General features: G+C 64.6%; 21 protein-coding genes and 1 tRNA gene. 11 read left to right on the plus strand and 11 right to left on the minus strand.

The genetic code is table 11. The features are described 5' to 3' along the window. Positions 1-125: 125 nt before the first annotated feature. On the plus strand, positions 126-752 hold the full coding sequence (locus HGO92_RS09250) for a M48 family metallopeptidase (RefSeq protein WP_169993990.1): 627 nt from the start codon (positions 126-128) through the stop codon (positions 750-752). Here the strand turns inward: HGO92_RS09250 and HGO92_RS09255 are convergent. Beyond that, positions 749-2,155 carry a zinc-dependent metalloprotease gene (locus HGO92_RS09255; RefSeq protein ID WP_169993993.1) on the minus strand — a complete coding sequence of 469 codons (1,407 nt, stop codon included), beginning with the start codon at positions 2,153-2,155 and terminating at the stop codon, positions 749-751. The two genes, HGO92_RS09250 and HGO92_RS09255, sit on opposite strands and share 4 nt — an antisense overlap. Positions 2,156-2,473: 318 nt before the next feature. On the opposite strand from HGO92_RS09255, the gene HGO92_RS09260 reads away from it, so the two are divergent. The 3 genes from HGO92_RS09260 to HGO92_RS09270 all read left to right on the plus strand — a co-directional run bounded on the left by HGO92_RS09260 (position 2,474) and on the right by HGO92_RS09270 (position 6,893). Continuing rightward, the gene (locus HGO92_RS09260) at positions 2,474-3,571 is read left to right on the plus strand and encodes a YlbL family protein (protein ID WP_240974523.1); all 1,098 of its coding nucleotides are present in this window, start codon (positions 2,474-2,476) and stop codon (positions 3,569-3,571) included. A gap of 186 nt (positions 3,572-3,757) precedes the next feature. Next, complete coding sequence (locus HGO92_RS09265; RefSeq protein ID WP_440915769.1) at positions 3,758-6,769, plus strand: UPF0182 family membrane protein; 3,012 nt, start codon at positions 3,758-3,760, stop codon at positions 6,767-6,769. A 50-nt stretch (positions 6,770-6,819) separates the two neighbouring features. After that, positions 6,820-6,893 (plus strand) — tRNA-Met (locus HGO92_RS09270). 162 nt (positions 6,894-7,055) lie between these two features. On the opposite strand, the gene HGO92_RS09275 is transcribed toward HGO92_RS09270, so the two are convergent. Both HGO92_RS09275 and HGO92_RS09280 read right to left on the minus strand, forming a co-directional pair. Next, entirely contained in the window at positions 7,056-7,796 is a 741-nt protein-coding gene (locus tag HGO92_RS09275) for a PspA/IM30 family protein (protein ID WP_169993996.1), read from the minus strand. A 68-nt stretch (positions 7,797-7,864) separates the two neighbouring features. Further along, a complete protein-coding gene (locus HGO92_RS09280) occupies positions 7,865-9,916 on the minus strand; it encodes a TPM domain-containing protein (RefSeq protein ID WP_169993998.1) in 2,052 nt (683 codons plus the stop codon). Between the two features lie 304 nt (positions 9,917-10,220). Here HGO92_RS09280 and HGO92_RS09285 point away from each other — a divergent pair, with 304 nt between their 5' ends. After that, a complete protein-coding gene (locus HGO92_RS09285) occupies positions 10,221-11,951 on the plus strand; it encodes a S1C family serine protease (RefSeq protein WP_169994001.1) in 1,731 nt (576 codons plus the stop codon). 204 nt (positions 11,952-12,155) lie between these two features. Further along, on the plus strand, positions 12,156-12,923 hold the full coding sequence (locus tag HGO92_RS09290) for a PIG-L deacetylase family protein (protein ID WP_169994003.1): 768 nt from the start codon (positions 12,156-12,158) through the stop codon (positions 12,921-12,923). Positions 12,924-12,971: 48 nt separating this feature from the next. Here the strand turns inward: HGO92_RS09290 and HGO92_RS09295 are convergent, their stop codons facing one another. The 6 genes from HGO92_RS09295 to HGO92_RS09320 form a co-directional block, all read right to left on the minus strand. Continuing rightward, positions 12,972-13,583 (minus strand): anti-sigma factor, encoded by a 612-nt coding sequence (locus tag HGO92_RS09295; protein WP_169994006.1) that lies wholly within the window; start codon positions 13,581-13,583, stop codon positions 12,972-12,974. 60 nt (positions 13,584-13,643) lie between these two features. After that, positions 13,644-14,111: a TrmH family RNA methyltransferase gene (locus HGO92_RS09300; protein WP_169994009.1), complete on the minus strand. Its 468-nt coding sequence runs from the start codon at positions 14,109-14,111 to the stop codon at positions 13,644-13,646. Between the two features lie 34 nt (positions 14,112-14,145). Then, positions 14,146-15,084, minus strand: a complete 939-nt coding sequence (locus HGO92_RS09305; RefSeq protein WP_169994011.1) for a DnaJ domain-containing protein — start codon at positions 15,082-15,084, stop codon at positions 14,146-14,148. Positions 15,085-15,224: 140 nt separating this feature from the next. After that, complete coding sequence (locus HGO92_RS09310) at positions 15,225-16,025, minus strand: pyrimidine reductase family protein (RefSeq protein ID WP_169994014.1); 801 nt, start codon at positions 16,023-16,025, stop codon at positions 15,225-15,227. Positions 16,026-16,041: 16 nt separating this feature from the next. Beyond that, positions 16,042-16,974, minus strand: coding sequence for a dihydropteroate synthase (gene folP / locus HGO92_RS09315; protein WP_346768901.1), 933 nt, complete (start codon positions 16,972-16,974; stop codon positions 16,042-16,044). Further along, positions 16,971-18,194, minus strand: a complete 1,224-nt coding sequence (locus HGO92_RS09320; RefSeq protein ID WP_169994017.1) for an NAD(P)/FAD-dependent oxidoreductase — start codon at positions 18,192-18,194, stop codon at positions 16,971-16,973. Before HGO92_RS09320 ends, folP begins: the two co-directional genes overlap by 4 nt. A 148-nt stretch (positions 18,195-18,342) precedes the next feature. Between HGO92_RS09320 and HGO92_RS09325 the strand changes: the two genes are divergently transcribed. The 5 genes from HGO92_RS09325 (at position 18,343) to HGO92_RS09345 (ending at position 23,216) form a co-directional block, all read left to right on the plus strand. Then, positions 18,343-19,569 carry an aminotransferase class V-fold PLP-dependent enzyme gene (locus HGO92_RS09325; protein WP_169994020.1) on the plus strand — a complete coding sequence of 409 codons (1,227 nt, stop codon included), beginning with the start codon at positions 18,343-18,345 and terminating at the stop codon, positions 19,567-19,569. A gap of 76 nt (positions 19,570-19,645) precedes the next feature. Continuing rightward, positions 19,646-20,782, plus strand: a complete 1,137-nt coding sequence (gene mnmA, locus HGO92_RS09330; RefSeq protein WP_169994022.1) for a tRNA 2-thiouridine(34) synthase MnmA — start codon at positions 19,646-19,648, stop codon at positions 20,780-20,782. A 17-nt stretch (positions 20,783-20,799) separates the two neighbouring features. Next, on the plus strand, positions 20,800-21,741 hold the full coding sequence (locus HGO92_RS09335) for a CPBP family intramembrane glutamic endopeptidase (protein ID WP_169994025.1): 942 nt from the start codon (positions 20,800-20,802) through the stop codon (positions 21,739-21,741). A 9-nt stretch (positions 21,742-21,750) separates the two neighbouring features. Continuing rightward, positions 21,751-22,152 carry a chorismate mutase gene (locus HGO92_RS09340; protein WP_169994028.1) on the plus strand — a complete coding sequence of 134 codons (402 nt, stop codon included), beginning with the start codon at positions 21,751-21,753 and terminating at the stop codon, positions 22,150-22,152. After that, the gene (locus tag HGO92_RS09345) at positions 22,149-23,216 is read left to right on the plus strand and encodes a uroporphyrinogen decarboxylase/cobalamine-independent methonine synthase family protein (RefSeq protein ID WP_169994031.1); all 1,068 of its coding nucleotides are present in this window, start codon (positions 22,149-22,151) and stop codon (positions 23,214-23,216) included. Before HGO92_RS09340 ends, HGO92_RS09345 begins: the two co-directional genes overlap by 4 nt. Before the next feature lie 55 nt (positions 23,217-23,271). Here the strand turns inward: HGO92_RS09345 and HGO92_RS09350 are convergent, their stop codons facing one another. Further along, positions 23,272-23,922: a DUF4166 domain-containing protein gene (locus HGO92_RS09350; RefSeq protein ID WP_169994034.1), complete on the minus strand. Its 651-nt coding sequence runs from the start codon at positions 23,920-23,922 to the stop codon at positions 23,272-23,274. 9 nt (positions 23,923-23,931) lie between these two features. Further along, on the minus strand, positions 23,932-25,224 hold the full coding sequence (locus tag HGO92_RS09355; RefSeq protein WP_169994037.1) for a DUF58 domain-containing protein: 1,293 nt from the start codon (positions 25,222-25,224) through the stop codon (positions 23,932-23,934). Positions 25,225-25,234: the final 10 nt, after the last annotated feature.

A 25,234-nucleotide genomic window follows, 5' to 3' on the forward strand; every position in this document is an offset into this window, starting at 1 on the left:
CCTTTCGAAGTTCCGGGATTCCATGCTGGCATGCCGGAAGTGGCGGGGAAGGAGTTATCCACAGAATCGAAGGTGCAGCGAGTGCGCGATTCTTGGGAAGGCCCATTCACGGTAACGTCGTTGCCATGCGGGACGGACAAAAGAGTACAGCTTTACGGGCAGGAGACGGCCAGGCCGCGCTGACCACCAAGGACGGTAAACCGGTAGTGGTCAAGCGCTCCAACCGGCGACGGCGCACGGTATCTGCAGGCTGGCGCGACGGCGAAATGGTCATTTCCATTCCCGGTCATTTCACAGACGCCCAGGAACGTGAGTGGGTAGCCAGGATGGTCGCCCGTCTCGAGGTGAAATCGGACGCCGACGTCGGAAAGCGGAGGGCCCGAAGCGACGAAGCGCTTATGCACCGGGCCGCCATGCTGTCCGGCAGATACATTTCCGGGAAGCCCTGCCCGGAGAGCATCCGGTGGGTGTCCAACCAGAACGGGCGCTGGGGATCCTGCACCCCGGCCCGCGGCACCATCAGAATTTCCGACAAGATCGAGGGCATGCCGCAATGGGTCATCGATTACGTGATCCTGCATGAACTCGCCCACCTGGTGGTTCCCGGACACGGGCCGGATTTCTGGAGCACGCTCGAGCCATATCCTGACCTTGCCCGGGCCAAGGCATTTCTGGACGGGGCAGCATTTGCGATGGGCCGGGGCCTCAGCGACAGCGGCGGGGATCCGCTGGGCGACGATGTGGAGGACTAGGAGTCCTGGCGCCCATCCTTGGAGTCGCCGTTCTCATCCTCTCCGGTATCCGTATCAGCATCGTCGGAAGGCTCATCAAATCCGCCCGCCAGCAGCTTTTGCAGGGCCTCGTCGACCTCCGTATCCGAGGCTTCCAGCAGTTGGCGCCGGGAACTGAAGCCTGCCGGGTCGTCTAGATCTTCAGACGTCGGCAGCAAGTCCGGGTGGTGCCAGATGGCATCCCGGCCTTCGATGCCGCGTTCCTCGGCCAGAGCAGCCCAGAGAGCAGCCGCGTCCCGTAGGCGGCGGGGACGCAGTTCCAATCCGACCAAAGCGGAAAAGGCATGCTCGGCCGGTCCGCCCGTTGCACGGCGCCGGCGCACGGTTTCCCGCAATGCACCCGCGGAGGGCAGATTCACCGTAGCCGCGGCTGTCAGTTCATCGACCCAGCCTTCGACCAGCGCCAAAGTCGTCTCCAGCTTCACCAAGGCGGCGTCTTGCTCCGGTGTCCTTTGCGGCATGAACACGCCCTGGGAGAGAGCGTTCTGCATGGATTCGGGATTGGTGGGATCGATTTCCCGTGCTACTTCTTCAATCCGGGACATGTCGATATGGATGCCTCGGGCATAGCCTTCGATAGCACCCAGAAGGTGTCCAGCCAGCCAGGGAACATGGATGAACAAGCGGGCGTGGGCCGCCTCCCGGACCGCGAGGAAGAGCCGGATCTCCGACTCAGGAATATCCAGGCCCTCGCCGAAGGCCCTGACGTTGGCGGGCAACAGCGCCATTTTGCCTTCTGCCAGAGGGATGCCGATGTCCGTGGAACCGACAACTTCCTTGGACAAAGCACCGACGGCCTGTCCCAGCTGCATCCCGAACAGGGCGCCGCCCATGTTCTGCAGCATCGAATGGGCCCCGCCCATCATCGCCTTCATGTCCTCCGGCACCTGTTCGGAGAGCGCGCTCGTGAGGGCGAAAGCAATGCTGTTGGCCACCGGTTCGGTTAACCGCTTCCAGGTCGGCAACGTGGCCTCAACCCATTCGGCCCGTGACCAAGCCCTGCCCATGAGTCCCGTGCCGGCGAAATCGGTGACCGGATCCAGCCACATCTCGGCCAGGCGCAACGCCTCGTCCACCTCGCGGGACTGGGCGGGAGTAACCGAGGGGTCGCTGTCCGAGGCAGCAACCTTACGTGCGCTCTCGCGGGCCAGCTTCCAGTTGACCGGGCCTTCATTTTCGGCGCTCATCATGGCCTGGACCTGCTGCATCATCTGCGCCAGGGCATTGGGATCGGACGGCAGGCCTGCCGCCTTGGCTATTTCTGCGGGATCCATGCCGGCTCCCTCAGCGCCGAAAAGTTTGGCAAACATTTCGGACAGCGGATCCTTCGGATCGTCGCCGTTGTTGGATGGGTTGGAGGTCATCTATACCACCGGTCCTTGTGAGGGTGTGCTGGGGCCATGCGGGCGTGGAACAGGGCCTGTGGCCGTCGCCGGATTGTTGCTTCTGACTACACGTTACCGCTAGTTTTCACGCCATGTCGTGCTTGTTGAGCCCGGTTCGCTCTAGGCAAATGAGTTGCGCGGCCTCGTTGCGCAGTGAAGCGTCCAGGTGGATGGCTCCGGATTGCGGGCGTTCCCCCAGGCAAAGCGCGTAGGCTGGTGCAGGGCTCCGGTTGACCGGCGCCTTTCATGCTGTGCCTGGAGTAAGCCGCGGGCGACGATGAGAGAAGGAAACCACTGTTGACTGAGCCGACCGACCTCGGGGAGCAAGCGCCGCTGACGCCGCGCAAGCAAAAAAACCGACGGCATCCGGTCATGATTGGCGCTGGCGTCGTCGCCGTCGTCCTTGGCGTGCTTGCGTTGGCTCTGCCATCGCCCTACATCGTGGAATCTCCCGGTCCTACCTTCAACACGATCGGCGCCGTGAACGACGTCCCGCTGATCGAAATCCCCGGCCAAAAGACCTATCCCACTTCAGGCGCACTGGATATGACTACCGTGTACATGAGTGGCGGCCCCAGTGGCTCTGTGCGTTTATTCGAAGTAGCCTCTGCCTGGCTGGATCCACACAAGAGCGTCACGCCGGAAGAACTCGTATACCCTCCGGGTGTCTCCGGCGAGCAGATCCAGAACCAAAACGCGGCAGCCATGGACTCTTCGCAGGAAACGTCCGTTGCGGCAGCCTTGAGCCACTTGGGCGTCGACTTCGAGGAAGACCTGTCCGTGGTCGGTTTCGCCGAGGGTGCAGCTGCGGCAGATCTACTGGCACGGGATGACGTCATCGAAAGCATCAACGGCACCGCGGTCACGGACATCGATGTTCTTCGTGATGAGCTCAATGCCAGCGGTGGCGAACCCGTGGAGCTCAAGGTCCTCCGTGACGGCGAGCCTGAGACCGTCCAGGTCGCTCCGGAAGCGAACGCCCAGGGCGCGTATCAGCTCGGCGTCCTGCTTGAGACCGACTTCGAGTTCCCCTACGACGTCAAAATTCAGCTGGAAAACGTCGTCGGGCCCAGCGCCGGCATGATGTTTGCACTGGGCATCGTTGACAAACTGACGCCAGGGGAACTGACCGGGGGACTGCACGTCGCCGGCACCGGCACCATCGACTCGTCCGGAAACGTCGGTCCGATCGGCGGCATCGAACAGAAAATGTATGGCGCGCATCAGCGCGGCGCGACCGTTTTCCTTGCTCCGGAAGCCAACTGCGGCGATGTCGTCGGCAATGTGCCCGATGGGATGCAGGTGGTCAAGGTGGCGACTCTCGAAGACGCCGTGGAAGCCGTGACTCTGCTCGGCGAAGGCAAGGACGGCTCAGCGCTTCCTGCCTGCGGCTGACGTGTCACAATCGTGCGTCAGAAGGCGGCGGGCGCCGCTCCTGACTTCGTTGTGGCGTTCCCACAAGGCAGAATGGAAGGAAAGCGGAACCTCCTGGGCTGCTCATTCGTGGTTTAGATGGAGGGGCCTCATGCATAGGCATGGATCCGCCGTCAAGCACAACGCACGCTGACAATGAGGTAAAGAGTGACATTCGGACAAGACCGGCCCCGTGATGACCGGCCAACCGCGCCCACCCAATTAACACGGAAACGCTCCCCGCTGATACCCACCCTCATTGTGGTGGCCGTGCTGGTGGTCGGGTTCGTCTTCTTCTCGCAAATCTACGCGGATATCCTTTGGTACAACCAGCTTGGCTATCTGGAAGTATTCCTGAAGGAAAACGGCACGAAAATCGCCGTCTTCCTGATCGCATTCCTGATCATGGCTGCTGCCGTGTACCTGAGCCTGCGCCTCGCCTACCGGTCACGTCCGGTCTATGCACCGGACAGTGCTCTGCAGGATAACCTCAACCGGTACCAGGAGCAGCTCGAGCCCGTACGCAAGCTGCTAATGATCGGTATTCCGATTGTGCTCGGTGGTTTCGCCGGTACAGCGGCGGCCTCCGCCTGGCAGACCGTGCTGCTGTTCTTCAACCAGGTTTCCTTTGGACAAACTGATCCCCAGTTCAACCTGGACTACAGCTTCTACACCAATACGCTGCCCTTCCTGGGATTCCTGACGGGGTTCCTGGTCAGCGTGGTACTGATCGCAGGCATCGCCGGTCTCCTGACCCATTACCTCTACGGCGGGATCCGGCTGGAGGAGAAGGGCTTTTTCGCTTCCAACGCTGCCCGTATCCACGTAGCCGTCTTCGCCGGCCTCTTCCTGCTCCTGCAGGGTGTGAATTACTGGCTGGACCGCTACAGCACCCTGCAGTCGGATTCCGGCAAATGGACTGGCGCGCTCTACACGGATGTCAATGCCGTCATCCCGACCAAGGCGATTCTGGCCGTGGCGGCCATCATTGTGGCCATCCTGTTTATCGTCGCCGTGTTCTCGGGCCGCTGGCGCCTGCCGATCATCGGTACCGCCATGTTGATCATTACCGCTATTCTGGCCGGCGGCGTTTACCCATGGGTCATCCAGCGCTTCCAAGTCGAGCCGTCCGAACTGAGCCGCGAAGCGGAGTTCATCGAGCACAACATCGCCCTGACTCGTCAGGCCTACGGACTCGACGAGGTCCAGACCACAACCTACAACGCGACCGTTGAGGCCGAGGCTGGCGCCCTGCGGCAGGACGCCGAAACGACGGCGAACATCCGCCTGCTTGATCCCAACCTGGTCTCGGATGCCTTTAGCCAGTTGCAGCAGTTCCGGCAGTACTACCAGTTCCCGGAAATCCTGAACGTGGACCGCTACGAGATCGACGGCGAGATCCAGGACACCGTCATTGCGGTGCGTGAGTTGAACACCGCGGGCGTGCCCGCAGGCTGGGTCAACGAGCATGTCCTCTACACCCACGGTTACGGCGTCGTCGCCGCCGCCGGTTCCAGCGTCGAGCCCGATGGCAAGCCGACCTTTATCCAGTCCGGCATTCCGACCACGGGTGTACTGGGTAATGAAGAGGCCTACGAGCCGCGGATCTACTTCGGCGAGCAATCTCCCGAGTACTCCATTGTTGGCGCACCCGAAGGCGACAGCCCGATCGAGATCGACCGTCCGCAGAGCGAGGAGTCCGAGACAGAGTCGCGGAATACCTTCGAAGGCGACGGCGGACCCAGCGTGGGCAACGCCTTCAACCGTCTTGTTTACGCGCTGAAATTCCAGTCCACCGACCTGATGCTCTCGGATCAGGTGAATGCCGAATCACAGATTCTTTACGACCGGGATCCGCGGGAACGGGTGGAAAAGGTCGCGCCCTACCTGACGGTAGATGGAAATGTTTATCCCGCCGTCATTGATGGCCGGGTCAAATGGATCGTTGACGGCTACACCACCAGCAAGCACTTCCCGTACTCGACTCCGCAGCAGCTCCAGTCAGCAACTGCAGATTCTTCGACCGCAGGCGGCCAAAGCGTGGCTCTGCCGCCCGAAGAAGTCAACTACATCCGCAACGCCGTCAAGGCCACCGTCGATGCCTATGACGGTTCAGTGGACCTGTACGCCTGGGATGATCAGGATCCCATTCTCAAGGCCTGGCAGAAAGTGTTCCCGACGACGCTCAAGCCGTTCAGCGAAATGTCAGCCGGACTGATGGACCACGTGCGCTACCCGGAGGACCTCTTCAAGGTCCAGCGTGAACTCCTGGCCCGTTACCACGTGACGGATGTTGATAAGTTCTACACGAACAGCGACGCCTGGGCAGTGCCTACCGATCCGACGCTGGGTGCGAATTCCGACGTGAAGCAACCTCCTTTCTACCTATCCCTGAAGATGCCCGAGCAGGAAAATGCTGCCTTCTCATTGACCACGCCGTTCATCCCGTTCGTTCCTGCCGGTGAGGAAGCGCGAAACGTCCTCTACGGCTTCCTTGCCGCCGAGGGCGATGCCGGAACCGGCGAGGACGGCGTCAAGAGCGAGGAATACGGCACGCTGAGGCTGCTTGATATTCCACGCTCATTGTCGGTGCCCGCACCGGGCCAGGCACAGAACCTCTTCAACTCGGACACCGCAGTATCGACCGAGCTGAACCTGCTGCAGCAGGGTGCTACCGAAGTGCTCAAGGGCAACCTGCTCAGCCTGCCTGTCGGTGGCGGCATGCTGTACGTCCAACCGGTGTATGTCCAGTCCTCGGGCAGCTCGGCTTACCCGACGCTCCGCCGCGTACTCGTCAGCTTCGGCGAAGTTGTCGGCTTCGCTCCTACCTTGGACGAAGCCCTTGACCAGGTCTTCGGCGGCGACTCCGGTGCGACGACCGGCGACGCCGGGAACGTCGGCGAGACACCGGACGATCCGGCTGCCCCGCCTGCGGAAGGTGGCGGCGGCAACGCGGAGGCCAATCTGCGGGCGGCACTTGAAGCGGCGAATGCCGCGATCCGTGAGGGCGAGGCGGCGCTGGCAGAAGGTGACTTCGCGGCCTACGGTGCAGCCCAGGAGAAGCTGAACCGGGCACTGCAGGATGCGCTCGAAGCTGAAGGGATTGTGTCGGGTGAGGCTCCCGCCGAGGGTGGCGAAGAGGCTCCGGCGGAAACGCCGGCCCCGGCACCCGAGGGCTGACCCCGCCGATTTGCGTAGCCACCCCGCGGCCGGTAGAGTAAAGACCGCGCCGCGGGGTGGAGCAGTTCGGTAGCTCGCTGGGCTCATAACCCAGAGGTCAGAGGTTCAAATCCTCTCCCCGCAACAAGGAAAAGGTCCCGACCGGAAACATCCGGTCGGGACCTTTTGGCTTAAGGCTTCAGAGTGGTTTCCGAAGAGAACGGGAAGAAGCCCATACCGGGGCTGTGGCGACATCGTTCACCACAGCCCCGCATCGGACGGCCGTCTTTAGGGCCGTCCTATGTTGCTACTGGCCGGATTCGATTGAGGCAGAGCTTGAGCCGGACTTCAAAGCAGCCAGGCGGGCTTCGATCTCGGTTTGCTCGCCCAGATCCTCCAGACTCTCAAACTGTGAATCCAGGCTCGACGATGCCAGTTCCTGAGCGCCGCGGACCCGCGCTTCTTCCCGACGGACCTTTTCCTCGAACCGTCCCACTTCGCTGGTCGGATCCATGATGTCGATGCTCTTGAGCGCGTCGTGCACCTGGGTCTGGGCCTCAGCCGTACGGGCGCGCGCCACGAGTTCATTGCGCTTGTTTTGGAGCTCGGTCAGCTTGCCCTTCATTTGGTTGAGTCCGGTCTTGAGCTTTTCGACAACCTCATTCTGGGAGGCAATGGTGGGCTCGACACCCTTGGCCTCGTTCTCGGCAGAGATCTGGCGCTGGATGGCAACCTTGGCGAGGTTATCGAACTTTTCCGCATCGGCGGGATTGCCCGCGGCGCGGTACTCGTCGGCTTTGCGGCTGGCAGCCAAGGCCTTGTTGCCCCAGCTGCGCGCGTTTTCCATATCTTCGTTGTGATCGTCCTGAAGCATGCGCAGGTTGCCGATGGTCTGGGCGACGGCGCTCTCGGCTTCGGCAATGTTGTTCGAGTAGTCGCGGACCATCTGGTCCAGCATCTTCTGGGGGTCTTCGGCCTGGTCCAGAACTGCGTTGATGTTGGCCTTTGCCAGCTGTGCGATACGGCCAAAGATTGACTGCTTAACCACTGTGATACCTTTCGTCCTGCTATCTGATTCTTGACTACAGCCCTTGTGCTGCCCGGTTTCTTATCCAGTTAGAAGTTGCCGCCGGCACCTCCGCCGTCGCCGAAACCGCCACCGCCGAAGCCGCCGAAGCCGCCGCCGCCGAAGATGTCCCCACCACCGCCACCGCCGCCGAAGCCGCCGCCGTGTCCGCCGTGGCCGCCGTGCAGGATGGAATCGATCAGGATTCCGCCAAGGATGGCGCCGCCGAGGCCGCCACCGCGGCCACCAAACATTCCGCCGCCGCCGAAGCCGCCCATACCGCCCATGCCGCCAAAACCGTCTACATCCTGCTGTGCCATCTGGCTGGCCTGCTGCGCGAGGGCGTTAGCCTGCTGGGCATAGTTGAGGGCCTGTTCGGGATCCGATTCGGCGATCTGCAGAGCGTAGGCAAGGTTGCGTTCGGCTTCAGCCAGCCGGGTCCTGGCTTCACTGCCGACGCCGCCGCGGCGGGCCTGGATGTAGTCCGAGGTTCCCGAGATCTGTGCCTGGGCCGACATGATGGTGTGCTGCAGCGACTCGCGTGCCCTACGGGCGCGTTCCTGGGCATCTCGGATGCCGGTCAGCGAGCGGTCCAGTGAATTCGCCGCGTCGAGGCGCTGGACGATGCTGATCGGATCGATCCGGCCGCCGACGATTTCGCGTTGGATGCCTTCCAACGCCGTTTCGACTTCGGCGACCGGCCCTGCAAGCTCTGGATGTTGTCCGTTAGCGATGAGGGCACGGGCATGGGCAAGATCCTGGGCCGTGTCCGAAATTGCGCTTTCCATGGCCGATCTCGCGGCGTCCAGGTCCTTGGACGTTTTGCCGATCGCATCGAGGAGGACATTGGCTTGGTAGACGCTTTCTTCCGCCGCCCGGACGGCGACAACCGCGGCGCTGCGGTCTCCGGCATCGAGCTTCTCCTGCGCGGTGGCTGCAGCATTGTCCACAAAATCAAGCCGTTCCTGCGCCTGATCGATGTTGTCGCGAACCTGCTCAAGTGCGGAGTCCGCGTACCGTTCACGGAGCCGGTCAAGGTCGGCACGGCCCGCATCCAACCTTTTACGCGCTGCCTCGGCACCCTCACGGGCGCTGGCCAAGGCTCCGGGAGCGTTCTTTTCCAGTTCCCGCAGCGCATCGAAATCTTCCTTGTGTTCCTGGAGCGATGCGCTGACCGCTACACAGCGACGGATGATGTCGCCAAGCCAAGCCCGTTGCTGTTCCTCGGTATCCGGAATGTGGTCATCGAGCTGCTGCTGGAGCTTGAAGGACTCCATCATGTGCGCTTTGGCCGCGGTGATGTCTTCGTGGAACGGCTTGACAGCTGCCTCGCCATACTGGGCCATGGCAAAGCCGACTTCCTGCTCGCTGGATCTGATGGCGTCATCGGCGGCAATCAGCAGGCTGCCGGCCTTCTTGCGTAGATCCTCCACGCTCATCGCGTCATGCGGATCAATCGGTTTGCCATCCGGTCCACGCTGGATCTGTGGTTCTCCGCGGCCGGAACCCTTGCGGCGCTTGGATTTCACATACAAATAAGTGCCGACTCCGCCCGCTGCGACGACGCCGCCCATCAAGAGCACCGGCGCCAGCGAACCGCCGCCGGAGGAAGAACCGACGTCTCCGCTGCCACCGGAGGCCACGTCAGCGATGGCCTCTGCCGCCAGCACGCCTGCTTCCGCCCACTCGTCCTGGGCGAGTGCGGGGCTCAGCGACTGGAAGATCTGCTGGTCGCTGGCTGCAACAGGACTTCCTTCCGCAGACTGGAAGTGGGCATCACGTGATTCCACCGCAACGACGAGCATGCTGTCAGAACTTCCCAGCCCTTTTTGCTCTGCGGTCTCCAGCAGCCAGGCGCTCGCATCGGAGGGATTCTCGAATTCGTCGACGTAGATGACGTACAAGCCCAGGCCTTCTTCTTGGCGCAGGTTGCTGATCGCATCCTCCACTTCGGCCTGTTCGGCACCAAGGACGCCTGCCTTATCAATCACAAACTCGCCGGGCGGGATCTCCACCGGTGGTTCGGCGTTGGCCGCGGCCGGAGCCATGAAGACCGCCGAGAGCCCAACAGCGGCCCCCAAACGAGTGAGCAGTGATCGCATGTAGAACCCTTCAGTATCGTCCGGAAGCCCGGTTGATATCGTGGCGGATACCGGAGCGCACCGTTGATCCGCCCCGTTTTTGATTCTATGGGGCGGTAGTGGGAGCGTCCACCCGGATCTACCGTCTCGGGAGCGGGTACGCCGGAAGCGCAATGTCCCGTTCGGACCGATTCCGGTATGCCAACCCGAGCGAAACCCATGCTTCACCGGGCATTCGGCGTATTCCCAGTTTTCTTCCAGCGAATACCGGCCCGGGTCTCAGATAGAGAAGGCATAGTGGTAACAGTCCAAGGAAAGGGAAACTATGACTGAGCACAACCAGGATCCGGAAGCCACCTTCCGGCCCCAGGTCCCGCCGCAGCCGGCAAAGCCACCGACTGCAGCGGACGCCAACGCTGATTACCGCACCCCAGCCGGCGAATCGGATAGGGGCGAGCCAGCAGGTTCTGAGCAGAATCCGCGTACTCAGTCGCTTCCTCAGTCATCGCAGCCGACCGAGCCGCTTACGGGCTGGCACCGGCGGGATGGTTCGGACCATAGCCAGTCGGGGACGTCCGGCGAAACCACAGACGAGGGCTCCGCCGACCAGACGCGGCACGGCGCGGCTTCACAGCAAACGGGATACAGCGATGCCAGCCCCTACGGCCAGCAGAACCCCTATGGGCAGCAGAGCTCCTACGGGCAGCAGCATCAGTACGGCGGGCACAATCCCTACGGCCAGCAAAGTGCGTACGGCCATTCCGGCAGCTACGGCCAGTCCGACGCATCATCGGAGGCCGGCTACGGGCAGCACGGCTCCGCCCCTTACTACGCGTCGGCTGCGTCTACGGACACCCAGACGCCCAAGCGAGCCGCCGGGAAGCGGTTCGGAAGCGGCACACTGGTAGCCGGCATGCTCCTAGCCGGGCTCGCAGGCGGCGGAGTGGCGGTGGGAGCGCAGTCGCTGGCGGGTGACGTGGCGCCGTCGTCCGTTGTTTCCGGTTCAGCGGAGCAGCTGATCGTCAACAACACCGACTCGGTCAATGAAATCACTGCTGCCGCGGCCAAGGCATCCCCGAGCGTCGTGACGATTTCCGTCGCCTCGGGAAATTCGGGCGGTTCCGGTTCGGGCATTATCCTCGATAAGGAAGGCCACATCCTCACCAACACGCACGTGGTCACTTTGGGCGGGCAGGCTGCGGACGCGAACGTGGAGGTCCGCACCAGCGACGGCAAAGTCCACCGGGCCAGCATCGTGGGAACGGACCCGCTTTCCGACCTGGCCGTGATCAAGATTGAAGCGCAAGGTCTGACGCCTGCTTCCTTCGCCGACTCAAGCGAGCTCAATGTCGGGGACACCGCCATCGCCATCGGGGCGCCCCTGGGCCTGAGCGGGACGGTGACGGACGGCATCATCTCGACGCTGAGCCGGACCATCAGCGTGTCTTCCTCGGAAGTGCCCGAGGAAGAGGAAACCCCTAATCCCGGTGACCAGTGGAACTTCCAGTTCCCCGAAGATTCCGGCAACCAGCCCTCCGGCAAGGGCAGCATCTACCTCAACGTGATCCAGACTGACGCCGCCATCAACCATGGCAATTCGGGCGGCGCCCTCGTCAACACCAACGGGGAAGTCATCGGCGTAAACGTTGCCATCGCATCCGCCAGCCAAGACAGCGGGAGTATCGGTGTCGGTTTCGCCATCCCGAGCAGCTATGCAGAGCGTATCGCCCAGGACCTGATTGCCGACGGCAAAGCAACGCACGGTTATCTAGGCGTCACCGTCACGGCCAAGGCTGCGGAGGCTTCACGCGGGGGCACACAGTTCTCCGTCGGGGCTGAGGTCGCCGGCGTCAGCGGGGGATCACCTGCCGACAAGGCCGGACTGCGCGAAGGAGATGTCATCACGGGGGTCGGGGAACGTGTCATCGAGGATAGCCTCTCACTGACGGCGGCCATCCGTGAGCAGCCCGTGGGTGACACCGTTACGCTGAAAGTTCTGCGCGGCGGCGAAGAGCAGAGCATCGACGTAACAGTGGGCGAGAATCCGGAAAACTGAATCTCCCTAAAGTAAAGAACCAGACCGGCTGCGGAACCTCCATCGGGTCCGCGGCCGGTTCTTTTTACGTCGGTTCCGGGCCTGCCCAGTCCGTGGCACGAGTCCCGGGACGCCGCCGGTATGGTTAGCTAAGTTGTGCCGGCAGCGCACTGCGCGACCGCAGGCAGCCGCGGAAATCCGCAAGCGGAAGGGTTGAGGAAACATATGCCAGCTTTGCCCACGGAAGCCGAGGGGCCAGTCACCGCACCTGAGCGGGTCCTGGTCTTCGCGGCCCATCCTGACGACCTGGATTTCGGCGCCGCCGGAACCATTGCACGCTGGACCGCCGCCGGCACGCAGGTGAGCTACTGCATCATGACCGACGGCGATGCCGGCGGATTCGACGAGGCGCACCGGCCGGAAATCGTGGCGATGCGGGCGGCCGAACAGGCCGAAGCAGCACGGATCTGCGGCGTGTCGGACCTGCATTTCCTTCACCAGCGCGACGGTTTTCTGGAACCGAGCTACAAGGTTGTCGGCATGGTGGTGGAACTGATGCGGAAAATCCGTCCGGATATTGTGCTGGCCATGCACCCGGAACGGGCCTGGGACCGGATCCAGAAGAGCCATCCGGACCATCTCGCCTGCGGTGAGGCAGTTACCCGTGCGGTCTATCCCGCGGTGGAAAATCCGTTTGCCTATCCGGAACTTGCCGAAGCCGGCCTGCCTGCCTACAAGGTGCCGTATCTGTGGTTCTTCGGCGGACCGGCGGAGCGGGAAAACCATTTTGTCGACATCACCGAATTTGTCGATACCAAAGTGCAAGCCATCCGGATCCATGCGAGCCAGCACCCGGACGTGGAACGGATGGATGCCAGGGTCCGTTCGATGCTGCGCACCAACGCGCGCCGCGGCGGCCTGGAGGAAGGCCGCAGTGCCGAGGCGTTCCACGTTGTCGGCATCAATACCCCGGCCACCATCGCCGGCTTCTAGGATTCCGAGGGCCCTTAGCGGCATGCGCGGCGAAGGGCCCTCGTGGAGCTACTGGTCCAGCGGGGCGGACAGGGTGAACGGCGGCGTTGGCGACTGCGCGCCGCCGCGGGCCTCGAGGGTCAAGGCAATCTCACTGAAACCGATCACATTTTCGATGATGACGGGTTCCTCGCCGGAGACGTTTTCGCTGCTGAGCGCCCCCACAGACTGCGGTGCCGAACCGTTCGCGGGGATTTTCCAGAGCTGGTAAATCTGGCCGTCGCCGGCAGCAGACAGGCTCCGGAACGTCAGGACGGCGGCGTTCCTGTCGGTGGACACTGCGACGTCGGCACTGGCGCCGTCGTCGCCTTCCACTGTGGCGGTGACTACATCCGACGCGTCGAGGACATCCTGCTCGGCCGAGCGGCCCAGAGTCTGTACGGCGGCGATAGCCCCGATAATCAAAACAACGACGGCGACGGCTACGAGGATCCACTTGGTCGCGGCCGGCATCGGCCTGCGCGCCGGAATATCGTCTTCCGCCGTCAGCTGGTCTGCGTGCAGCACCGACGGGTCCTCGGAAGCGCCGGTATCCGGGGCGTTCTGCTCGGGTTCGTAGTCAGGCTCGTAATCCGGAGTAGATGAAGAGGCCTTGTCGTCTCGGGGCAGTGGCGTTTCCATAAGTCCTTAGCATAGTGCCGCGGCCTGTAGAAGGGCGGCGGGGTGAATGGGGATGACGTCTTAGAGCTGTGCGCCGGCGAAACCATGCTGCCGCCAGGCCTCATAGATAGCGATGGACGCCGAGTTGGCGAGGTTCAAAGAGCGCAGCGACGGCCGCATGGGCAGGCGCAGGCGGGCAGTGACGTGGGGATCGTGCTTGACGTCTTCGGGCAGCCCCACCGATTCGGGGCCGAAAAGCAGCACGTCGCCGGGAACGTACGCGATGTCCGTGTAGGCCTGTTCGCCGTCGGATGTGAAAGCGTAGACGCGCTGGGGCTGCAGATCGTCCCAGGCAGCCTGCAGTGACTTGTGTACGTGGACCACCGCCAGATCGTGGTAATCCAGTCCGGCGCGGCGAAGCTTGGCGTCGTCGAAGGAGAAGCCGAGCGGTTCCACCAGGTGCAGTTCGGCGCCGGTTATCGCGGCCAGGCGGATGGCGTTTCCCGTGTTGCCCGGGATTTCAGGGGTGTAGAAGAGAATGCGGAACACGCTCTCCATCCTATGCACGCCGCGGCGCGAAGGGTTATTTGTGCATGCCGGAGAGCAGGCGTCCCAGCGAGGGGACATGCACGGTATTGGGAGCGGGTCCGCTGCCCAGGAACTTCTTCAGCTCGCGGATCAGCCGTGCTGCGTTCACCACATGGACCGGAGCATGCGAGTGGGGATCATAGCCCCGCGCATAGTCGACCACAGGCTCGTGCAGGTTCCCGTCTGGCGAATGGATGACTGTCCAGCCCTGCACATTCAGTTCCGGAAAGAGATCCTGCATGCGCCGGACGGCGGGCGCCAGCTGGGGCGGTTCGACAACGCGGCCGTCCTTGCGCAGGGTGTAGCCATCCCACCGGAAGATCCCTTTGGGCAGCAGCATGGAATCAATCAGGGCCAGCCGGTAGCCGGCAAGCAGGGCATGGTCGATGAAACCGCGGTCGGCGGGGGAGTGGAGGCCGTTGACCAGGCGGGCAGAGGGCATCTCGGGCAGGATCTGCTGGGACAGCAGCCGGACCGTCCGGGCTTCCCGCTGCAGCCGTGATGCCGCGCCGAAGACGCCGCGTTTCCGGGGCGCCCCGTGGATCTGCTGGCCCGCCAGCGACAGCGGCACCAAGCTTGACGCCTCGGCCGAGTCATAAGGCGGAACGTAGACGGCCGCATCTGCAGCGGCCGCGCGCCGTTCGCCGGGACGGCGATGAGGGGCAGTGGTGAAATTGGAGCCGGCGGCAAAAGCCTCGGCGCTGTCCGCGGGTGCATTGGGAACCGGCGCCGTCCCATAGGACCTGTCGTACCGGGCTCGGGCCTGGGGATTGCTGAGCACTTCATAGGCGAGCGTCACCTGTCGGAACGCGGAGGGGTCGCCGCCGTGGTCCGGATGGGTGGCACGTGCGGCCCGGCGGTATGCCGCTTTGATCTGCTGTGCGGTGGCATTGGCAGGCAGCCCCAAAGTCTCATAGTGGGATGGGGGAGTCACCTGCCGCCTTCCTGTAGTCCGTCGAAATCGCCGCTGTCCGAACGCAAGTCTAGCGGTGCTGGCTCCTGTTGCTCTGTCAGGATTTCAACGAACCGGAGGCGGACCGGGTTCCGGGTGCCGTTGGCTTCTCCGGCAGCGCCTCACGGCTGGGAAGCCGGAGCAACGGAGAGGTAGCGCAGCAGCAGCATCGAGTCCGACTCGAGGATATGGGCAAGCCTCATGGCCTGCGGTGCGTGTTCTGCCACATGTTCCGCCACCCGTTTGCCGGTCCCCCCGGCCAGGACGGGGCTCATGGTCAGGCACAGTTCGTCGACCAGCCCGGCGGCTTCAAAGGAGCCCAGAAGAGTGGGCCCGCCCTCGCTGTGGATCTGGGTCAGTCCCCTGGAGGTCAGGATCTTGACGATCCTGGCCGGTTCCACCCGCTGGTCCCCGGCGTCGACGACATCCGCAACCTCCTCCAGCGCCCGCCGGCGGCCGGCATCAGCTCTGGCCGTGGTGAGCAGCAGCGGACGGACCGGTGCTTGGACAAACAGTTCGCTCTCCGGGTCCAGATTCAGCGAACCGGAAACGACGGCGAACGCAGGGCGGGCCGGCATGCCGTGTTCTATCCGCCACCGCCGGCTTTCGGCCGAGAGCAGTTCTCCGCCGTATCCCTCGGCACGGATGGTGCCGGCTCCGATGACGATGACGTCGGCAAGCCTGCGCAGGAGCGAGAAAACGTGCTGGTCCACCTCGTTGCCCAGCGGACCGGACCTGCCCTCGTAGGTGGCGGCGCCGTCTAGGCTGGAGACAAAATTGAAGCGCACCCAGGGCCCGTTGTGCGGCAGTTCGCCGTACCACTGCAGCAATTGCTCGTCGGTGGCGTCAGCGGCGGCCTCCGGGAAGATCCGGTTAATCGCGGCAAGCGGTGCGGCAGTCCGGGCGACTGAGCCGTCCGTCATAGATTCTTCCCTTCGGTCACGGCTGCGCCGGTTCGTTGAACTCGCCCATGTTGTGTTTCAGATATGCCGGTTCGCGCCAGCCGAGCGCCGCTTCGGTAAAGCGCACGGCCGAGTTGGCTTCGGCGGCATTGTGCATCCTCACGATTCTGGCCCCGTTCATAATGCACATGACGGCGGCAGCAAGGGACCCGGACAGGCGGTCCTTCTTGGGCTGGTCCAGCGTCTCGCCGATGAAGTCCTTGTTCGAAACGGCGGCCAGCGCAGGGAAACCGAGAGCGGCTATTTCCTGGAAACGGCGGGTGATTTCCAGCGAGTGCAGGGTGTTCTTGTTCAGGTCATGGCCAGGGTCGATAACGATCTTCTCGGGCGCGATGCCCAGCTCCACGGCCAGATCCACTTTGCGCCGCAGGAAGTCCGTAATTTCGACGACGACGTCGTTGTATTGGGGACGCGGATAGACGGTCCGCGGCGCCGCCAGCGAATGCGTGATGACCAGGTGGGCGCCGCTTGCGGCCACGACGGCGGCGAGGTCTTTGTTCTGCAGCCCGGTGGTGTCATTGATGACGTTGGCGCCAGCCTTGATGCTGGCTTCTGCGACCTCGGGCAGGAAAGTGTCGGCCGAAATGATGACGTTGGACCGCGCGCGGACGGCCTCGATGACCGGCACGATCCGTTCTGCCTCTTCGGCGGCGCTCAAAGCCGGCCCCGGTGAAAACGGAACACCGCCGATGTCAACCCAGTCGGCGCCGTCGTTAACTGCCTGCAGGCACGCGTCCACTGCCGCTTCCAGCGCAAACGTCCGGCCGCCGTCGAAAAAGGAATCGGGCGTGCGGTTGATGATGGCCATCAGCGCTACCTGGTTGTCGAAATCGATCTTCCGGTCACCGAAGGTGTGGACCGGATGGTCGAGGGTCGGCAGGTAGATGCCGGGTAGCGCAGTTTCCGTCACAGGCTCTTCAACTCCTTGGCAGTGTTGGATACGTCCACCGCTTCAACGGGGCGGCCGGAGCGGATCAGGTCCTGGATGTCGTCCTGCACATCCCAAACATTTACATTCATACCAGCCACCACGCGCCCTTCCCGCAACCAGAACGCAATGAACTCCATGGCGTCCAGGTCACCGCGGATGACCGGCTCGGCCGTGGCCCACGGGAAGTAGCCGGAATACTCCATGCCGATATCGAACTGGTCCGTGTAGAAGTAGGGAATGTCATCGTTGACCGCATCCTGGCCCAGCATTACCCGCGCCGCCGTCTTGCCCTGGGCGATCGCGTTGGCCCAGTGTTCGCTGCGCAAGGGGCGGCCAAGAGCCGGATGATAGGCGTTGGCGACATCACCGGCGGCGAACACGTCCGCTGCGGAAGTGCGCAGGCTCTGGTCCGTATCGATACCGTTGGACACGGCCAGCCCGGCCGCCTTGGCCAGGGCTGTGTTCGGGACGGCGCCGATGGCAACGAGCACCAAGTCCGCGGGCAGGCGCTCGCCGCCCTCGAGGACCACTTCCTCGACCGTGCCTTCCCCGCCGGTGAACTCCAGCGGCGTCATCCCGGTACGGATAATAACGCCTTCCCGCCGGTGCCGGTCCGCGAACTGGTTGCCGATGAGAGTGCCCAGGGCATGGCCCAGCGGCACGTCCTCGGGGCCGACGAGCGTTACGTCATTGCCCAGTTGCCGGGCCGTGGCGCCGACCTCCATCCCGATCCAGCCGAGTCCGATGACCACGAGTTTCTTGCCGCCTCCGGCCAGCGCGGAGTGCAGCGCGCTGCTCTCTTCGAGTGAGCGCAGGTAGTGGATGCCTTCCAGCGCGGCGCCGGGGATATCCAGCCGCCGGGATGAAGCGCCGGTAGCCAGCAGCAACTGCCCGTAACCGAGTTTCGTGCCGTCGGCCAGGGTCACGGAGTGGCCGGCCGGATCGAGAGACTCCACTGATGTCTGCTGCCGCAGATCGACCTTGTTCTCCGCATACCAGCCGGGGTCCTTGACCAGGGCAGCGGACGCGTCCTCGCTCCCGGCCAGATAGGCCTTGGATAGCGGCGGACGGATGTACGGTTCGTGGGGTTCGGCGCCGACCAGGGTGATATCGCCGGTGAAGCCTTCACCGCGCAGGGTCTCGGCGGCGGTGGCGCCGGCCAGGCCCGCACCCGCAATAACGATTGATGTGGTCCCCATGATGGCGCTCCTTGACTGCGTGGTGTGCGGTGCTGGCTCCGGATTGCAATTGCTCTAAAACGGGTATTTATGACTTTAGAAAGGGTGTTGATGGAAGTCAATGGAGGTGATTTTCGTGAACTCTTCGTGCGACCGGTAGAATTCTGGTGTGCCCGTGTATCTAGACCACGCGGCGACCACGCCCATTTCGGCGCAGGCCCTGGCCGCACTCACCACTGAACTCAGCCGCAGCGGCAATCCTTCCTCGCTGCACGGCTCCGGCCGCCGTGCCCGCAGGGTGGTCGAAGATGCGCGCGAATCCCTGGCCGCGGCCGCCGGTGCGCACCCGAGCGAGATCATCTTCACCTCCGGCGGCACCGAAGCGGACAACCTCGCCGTCAAGGGGCTCTACTGGGCCCGGCACGACGCTGATCCCAGCCGCCGGAAGATCATCTGCTCTCCGGTGGAGCACCCCGCAGTGCTGGACACCGTTGAATGGCTGGCCGCGCATGAGGGCGCGGAAATCGTATGGCTGCCTGTCGACGAATTCGGTGTCGTTTCGCTTCCGGCCCTGCAGGCTGAGCTCGACGCCGATGCCTCCTCCGTGGCGCTGGTTGCGGTCATGTGGGCCAACAACGAGGTCGGCTCGGTCCAGCCCATCGCCGGGATTGTCGCGGCGGCGCGCGCCTACGGGGTCCCGGTCCATTCCGACGCCGTCCAGGCGTTTGGTTCCCTGCCGGTGTCCTTCAAAGAGTCCGGGCTGGACACGATGGCCATCAGTGGACACAAGATCGGCGGACCGGTGGGTGTTGGCGCACTGCTGGTTGGGCGCAGCGTCAAGCTGACGCCTGTCCAGCACGGCGGCGGGCAGGAACGGGACATCCGCTCCGGCACCTTGGACACCCCCGCCATCGCTGCCTTTGCCGCGGCGGCGGAGGCCGCCGTCGGAAATCTCGCCGAGGAAAGCGAACGTTTGGCGAGGCTGCGCGACAAGCTGATTGCCGGCGTCGTAAGTGCGGTTCCCGAGGCGGTGCTGCGCGGCACGCCGGATCCTCAGCTGGCGGGCAAACGGCTGCCGGGCAATGCGCATTTCACCTTCCCCGGCTGCGAAGGCGACTCCCTGCTGTTCCTGCTCGACCTGGCCGGGGTTGAGTCCTCGACCGGCTCCGCCTGCACCGCCGGCGTGCCCCGGCCCTCGCACGTGCTGCTGGCCATGGGGCTGGGCGAAGACGAGGCGCGCGGCGCCCAGCGGTTCAGCCTCGGGCATACATCGACCGCCGATGACGTTGATGCATTGTTGAAGGTGCTGCCGGACGCCTACGCACGGGCCAGGAAAGCCGGCATGGCCGGGCACATGTCCAGCATCGTCACGGCCGGCACCGAGCGCTGGCAATAGCAGCGCCGCCGGAGCGCCTTCGAGCCCGCCGGGGATTAAGGCAACTGCAATTGAACACAACACATAAGGATTTTTCATGAAGGTATTGGCAGCGATGAGCGGCGGAGTCGACTCCGCCGTGGCAGCAGCGCGCGCGGTGGAAGCCGGACACGATGTGGTCGGCGTCCACCTGGCGCTGTCCCGCATGCCCGGCACGCTGCGCACCGGCAGCCGCGGCTGCTGCACCATCGAGGACTCGCGCGATGCCTGGCGGGCCTGCGACATCCTGGGCATTCCGTACTACGTCTGGGACTTCTCTGAGCGGTTCAAGGAAGACGTGGTGGATGACTTCATCGCCGAGTATGCCGCCGGACGCACCCCGAACCCCTGCATGCGCTGCAACGAGCGGATCAAGTTTGCCGCGCTGCTGGAGAAGGCGCTCGCGCTGGGGTTCGACGCCGTGTGCACGGGCCACTACGCCAAGGTGATCGAGGACGCGGACGGCAACCGGGAGCTGCACCGTGCCGCCGACTGGGCCAAGGACCAGTCCTACGTGCTCGGCGTACTCACCCACGAGCAGCTCAAGCATTCCATGTTCCCGCTGGCCGAGACCCCGTCCAAGGCCGAGGTCCGGGCAGAGGCCGAGCGGCGCGGGCTCTCCGTGGCCAACAAGCCGGACAGCCACGACATCTGCTTTATTTCCGACGGCGATACCCGCGGCTGGCTGGCCGAGAAGATCGAGATGGAAACCGGGCAGATCGTGGACCAGACCGGCGAAGTGGTCGGGGAGCACGACGGCGCCAACGCCTTCACGGTAGGCCAGCGCCGCGGCCTGAAGCTGGGCCGCCCGGCAGCGGACGGCAAGCCACGCTTTGTGCTGGAGATCCGGCCCAAGGAAAACAAGGTTGTCGTTGGCCCCGAGGCGCTGCTGGCAGTGGACCAGATGCGCGGCATCAAGGTCTCCTGGGCCGGCGTGCCCATCGCCGAGGTCGAGTCCCGGACCGATTTCGACTGCATGGTCCAGGTCCGCGCCCATGGCGATCCGGTTGCGGCCCGCGCACAGGTGCAGCCCGCCGACGACGGCCGGCCCGAACTGGTGGTCACACTGGTGGAGCCGATGCGCGGCGTGGCGCCCGGCCAGACCATGGTGCTCTACCAGGGCACCCGGGTGCTCGGGCAGGCTACCATCGATTCGGCCCGTTCACTCAGCTGGGATCCGGCCCAGGTTTCCTGAGCTATTACGCTGGCCTTATGGCAGCGGTTAAATGGCGTCCCGTTATCGTCTTCATTGTGCTCGCGTACGCACTCGCGTGGCTGGCGGCGTTGCCGCTGTGGCTTGGCGGCGGTCTGCGGGACCCGCTTTTCGGGGTTTATGCGGTACTGATGATGTTCACGCCAGCGGTAGCCGCCCTGATCGTCAGCCGTTTCCTGGATCGGCCCGCGTCGATTCCGCGGGAACTCGGACTCGTCCAGGTGCGCCCGGTGGGACGCTTCCTGCTCTACCTGGGCCTGGGGCTGGTGGTCCCGGTTGTCCTTGTCATGGGGGCACTGATCGTAGGGGCTTGGCTGGGCGTTTACCCGGCTGACTTCCAGAACTTCTCCGGATTCGAAGCTGCCCTCCGCGAGCAGACCGAGGCTGTCGGGGCACCGCTGCCGGCCATCCCCATCGGCGTCCTGGTGGCCGCGCAGTTCATCAATATCTTCATTGGGACCATCATCAACACGGTTCCGGCCCTCGGCGAAGAGCTCGGCTGGCGCGGCTGGTTGCTGCCGCGGCTGATGCCGCTCGGTGCGCCCGCTGCGATCGTGGTTTCCGGCGTCGTATGGGGGTTGTGGCATGCCCCGCTGATCCTGCTTGGCTATAACTACCCGGACGGACCCGGCTGGTTGGGCGTCCTGGCCATGTGCGGCATGTGCATTGTGTTCGGCGGTGTTTTCGCCTGGCTGCGGCTGCGCTCGGATTCGGTCTGGCCGGCGGCGCTGGCCCACGGCGCCCTCAACGCGTCTGCCGGGCTGATGTTCGTCTTCGTGATGGCCGGCACCGGATTCTCCACCTTCCACGCCGGCGTGCTGGGCTGGTCAGGCTGGATCCTGCCGCTGCTGCTGATCATCGCCCTGGGGCTTGCCGGCCTGTTCCGCCCGGCGGCTTCATACAGAGTCCAGAGGACGCAAAGCCCGACGGCGAAACCCTAGACTGGACGCATGACTGAACCACGCCTTGCTGAAGATTTCGATCCGTCGGCCAGCTCCTTGTCCGGAGAGGTTGCCCCTGAGATCATGGCGGAGCTCTTGTCAGTGCGGGGGAGTATCGACAACATCGATGCGACGCTCGTGTACCTCCTTGCTGAGCGGTTCAAGGCCACGCAGCGGGTGGGATATCTCAAAGCGCGCTACAAGCTGCCGGCGGCGGATCCGGACCGGGAGGCAGCCCAGATCACCAGGCTGCGGCGCCTGGCAGAGGAAGCACATCTGGACCCGGCCTTTGCGGAGAAATTTCTGAACTTCATCATTTCCGAGGTCATCAGGCATCACCAGGCCATTTCCAACGAACACAACGGTGACACCAACCGCGATGCCGAACAGGACGAGTCAGCCGGAGTATGACCAGCCCACGAGAAGCACCTCCGGCTGCACCGGAGCAAACTGCACTGTCCGTCAGCGCAACCGGGCTGGGCAGTTGGCCGGGCACTGACCCGACGGAGGCGGCACGGACCATCCGCGGCGAACTGGGGGAGCCGAACCTGCCGCATCTGGTGGAACTGCCGGACAGGGGTGTCGGCTCCGACCCGGTGGGCCGTACCGCAGCCATGCTGCTGGAACTGGCCGTAGACCTCCAGCCCCACGGCTGGCGTCTGGTTGACCGTCCGGGGCTGGACCACCGCCGGGCGGCGTCTGCGCTGAGTACCGATGTCAACGTGCTTGCAGACGTTGCCGGCGCGGAAGAGGATCCGGGTTCACAGTTGAAACTGCAGTGCCGCGGACCGCTCTCCATGGCAGCCAATCTCTATCTGCACAACGGCGAACGGGCCTTGCTGGACAGCGGTGCGCGCCGTGACATTGCCGAGTCCCTGGCGGCCGGCGTCGTCGAACATCTGCAGCGGGTCCGCAGGGCGGTGCCCGGGGCGGACATCATCGTCCAGGTGGAAGAGCCGGAGATCGCGCAGGTCCTGGCCGGAGCCATTCCGACTGCCAGCGGCTACCGCACCCTGCGGGCTGTTCCCGAACATGAGGTGAGTACGCAGTGGCGCCAGCTGGTGGAGTCGCTGCACGCGGCCGGTGCCCGGCAAGTAGTCGTAGCGCTGCCCGGGGCGGATGCTCCGTTCGATCTGGTCCTGGACGGCGGCATGGACGGCGTCGCCGTTGCGCTTGAGGGTTTGACCACCGTCCAGTGGGAGGCGCTGGCAGCAGCGGCCGAAGCGGACAAGGGCATTTGGCTGGGGGCGGTGCAGTCCGGCCGTCCCGTCCAAGAGCCTCCGCGCGTCACCGCCATCGTGGATTCCGTCCTGCGTCCCTGGCGGCAGCTCGGGCTTCCCCTGTCGAGGCTGCCCCAGCTCCGGCTCACGCCTTCAGCCGGACTGGCCGGCCAGTCGCCTGAGGCGGCCCGCCGGATCCTGACGCGGTTGAGCCAAAGCGCGGAGGCACTGAACCAGATTGTCGCCGAAGGATAGCTTCGGCCGGCCGACTGCCCGGCATTCGGCCTAACAAGCCTCGCGGACCGGGCGGTCAGCCCTGGGAGGGCACCAGCCGGTAGGAGAACGATCCTTGGTATTCAAGCACGGTGCCCATTTGGCGTTGCAGTACCTTGGTGCGGATCCGGAAGCGGCCTTCGGGGCGGTCCCACCATTGCTCGGTGAAGGCGGCGGCTTCCAGTAGCCCCGGCAGGCCCAGCCGGATCCTGCCGGCGCCAAAACTGGTCCGGCGGGAGACCAGCCGCATCCGTCCGTCTGCTCCTACCGAGCACGCCAGGTCGGTCCGCACTGTGCCGCTGCGGCCCAGCACGTCCGTCAGCCCGGCCGCGTCCTGCCACACCGTCGTGTCCTGCATGGTGCGAGTGCCGCCGTCGAAATCGATGGTCCGGACGGCGGTCAGGGCTGGCCTGCCGGCTGCGTCCAGATGGGCGCGGTTTTCAATGCTGAAAGGCACGTCCCGCTGGTATTCCGGGAAGAGCGCATGGTCCCGGCCGGCGAGCCGCAGGAGCGGACGGAGCACAGGGCGCGGACCGCCGGCGACGTCGAAAATCCCGGTGCCGAGACCAATGGCGGGACCGCCGGCAGCGGTCGGGCCGGATCCCGCCGCCAGGCTGAAATACTCCTGCAGTTCGGGTTGCAGCAGTACGAAGTCCTTGCCCATGGCCAGCTGGTAGACCGATGCCATCCGGATCCCCTAAAGCCGGCCGGCGGCTTTGAGCCGGATGTACGTATCGGCCAGCTGCGGCGGCAACTGGTGCGGATCGGCGTCCACCACTTCGGCCCCGAGCTGCTTGATCTGCTGGGTGATGGCGGCCCGGTCCAGGAGCGCCCGTTCCGCGGCGGCTGCCCGGAAGACATCGGTGGCGGTGCCGCGCTCAGCCCGCAGCGCATCCAGCAGCGGATCCCGGACAGAGGCAACCACCACCACGTGCTTGGCGGTCAGCTGGGCCAGCATCGGCAGCAGAGACTCCTCCGCAGAGCCCGAATCCAGGGACGTCAGCAGCACCACCAGCGATCGGTGGGAGGAAATGTTGTGGACCTGCGCGGGTATCTGGGACCAGTCCGCTTCGATGAGCTCCGGCTCCACGGTGGCCATCGCGTTGACCAACTGGTTGAGCAGGTTTCCCTTGGACGCCGACCTGACCGTCGCGCGGGCCCTGCGGTCGAACGCGAGGAAATCCACGCGGTCCCCGCCCCGCTCGGCCAGTGCCGCCAGCAGCAGTGACGCTTCGATGCCGGTATCCAGCCTGGGTTCGTTGTCGATCCTGGCCGCCGCGGTGCGGGAGGTGTCCAGCACGATCACCACGCGGCGGTCGCGTTCCGGACGCCAAGTGCGTACGACGACGGCCTGCCGCCTGGCGGTGGCGCGCCAGTCGATCGAACGGACGTCGTCGCCTCGGACGTAGTCGCGCAGGGAATCGAACTCGGTCCCGGCACCCCGGATCTGGACCGCGGCCTTGCCGTCGAGCTCACGCAGCTTGCGCAGTTTCGAGGGCAGGTGCCGTTTGGCGTGGAAGGGCGGGAGCACCCGCAGCCGGGCGGGGGCCGGCACGGAGAGCTGCCGGGCGGCCACTCCCAGCGGCCCCAGCGACCGGACGGCTACATGGTGCGCCAGCAGATCGCCGCGCCGTTCGGGACGGAGCCGGACCGCAAGCAACCTCCGCTCGCCCGCCGGAATGGTAATCCGCTGCACCGGGTTTACGGCACCGGCGGAAGGCTGCCAGCCGTCCCGGAGGACCGCTTTCAGCTGGCGGGTCCCATGGTTGGTCAGCAGCAGTTCCGCGGTGCATTCTTCTGTCAGGCGGACGCTCGAGGGTATCCGGCGTTCCAGACCGATCTTCCGCGGCGAGCCGGCCAAACCCAGATCGGCTGCCAGCAGCACGGCCAGAAACAGGCACCACCACAGGGCCGTCTGTCCCGTGGGGAACAGGATCAGCGGGAAAATGCCGGCCAGTGCCAGCAGAATGAACCGTCCGGTCAGCGCCATTGGAGCCCCA

The sequence above is a fragment of the Crystallibacter degradans genome (assembly GCF_012952295.1).
Lineage (GTDB): Bacteria > Actinomycetota > Actinomycetes > Actinomycetales > Micrococcaceae > Crystallibacter > Crystallibacter degradans.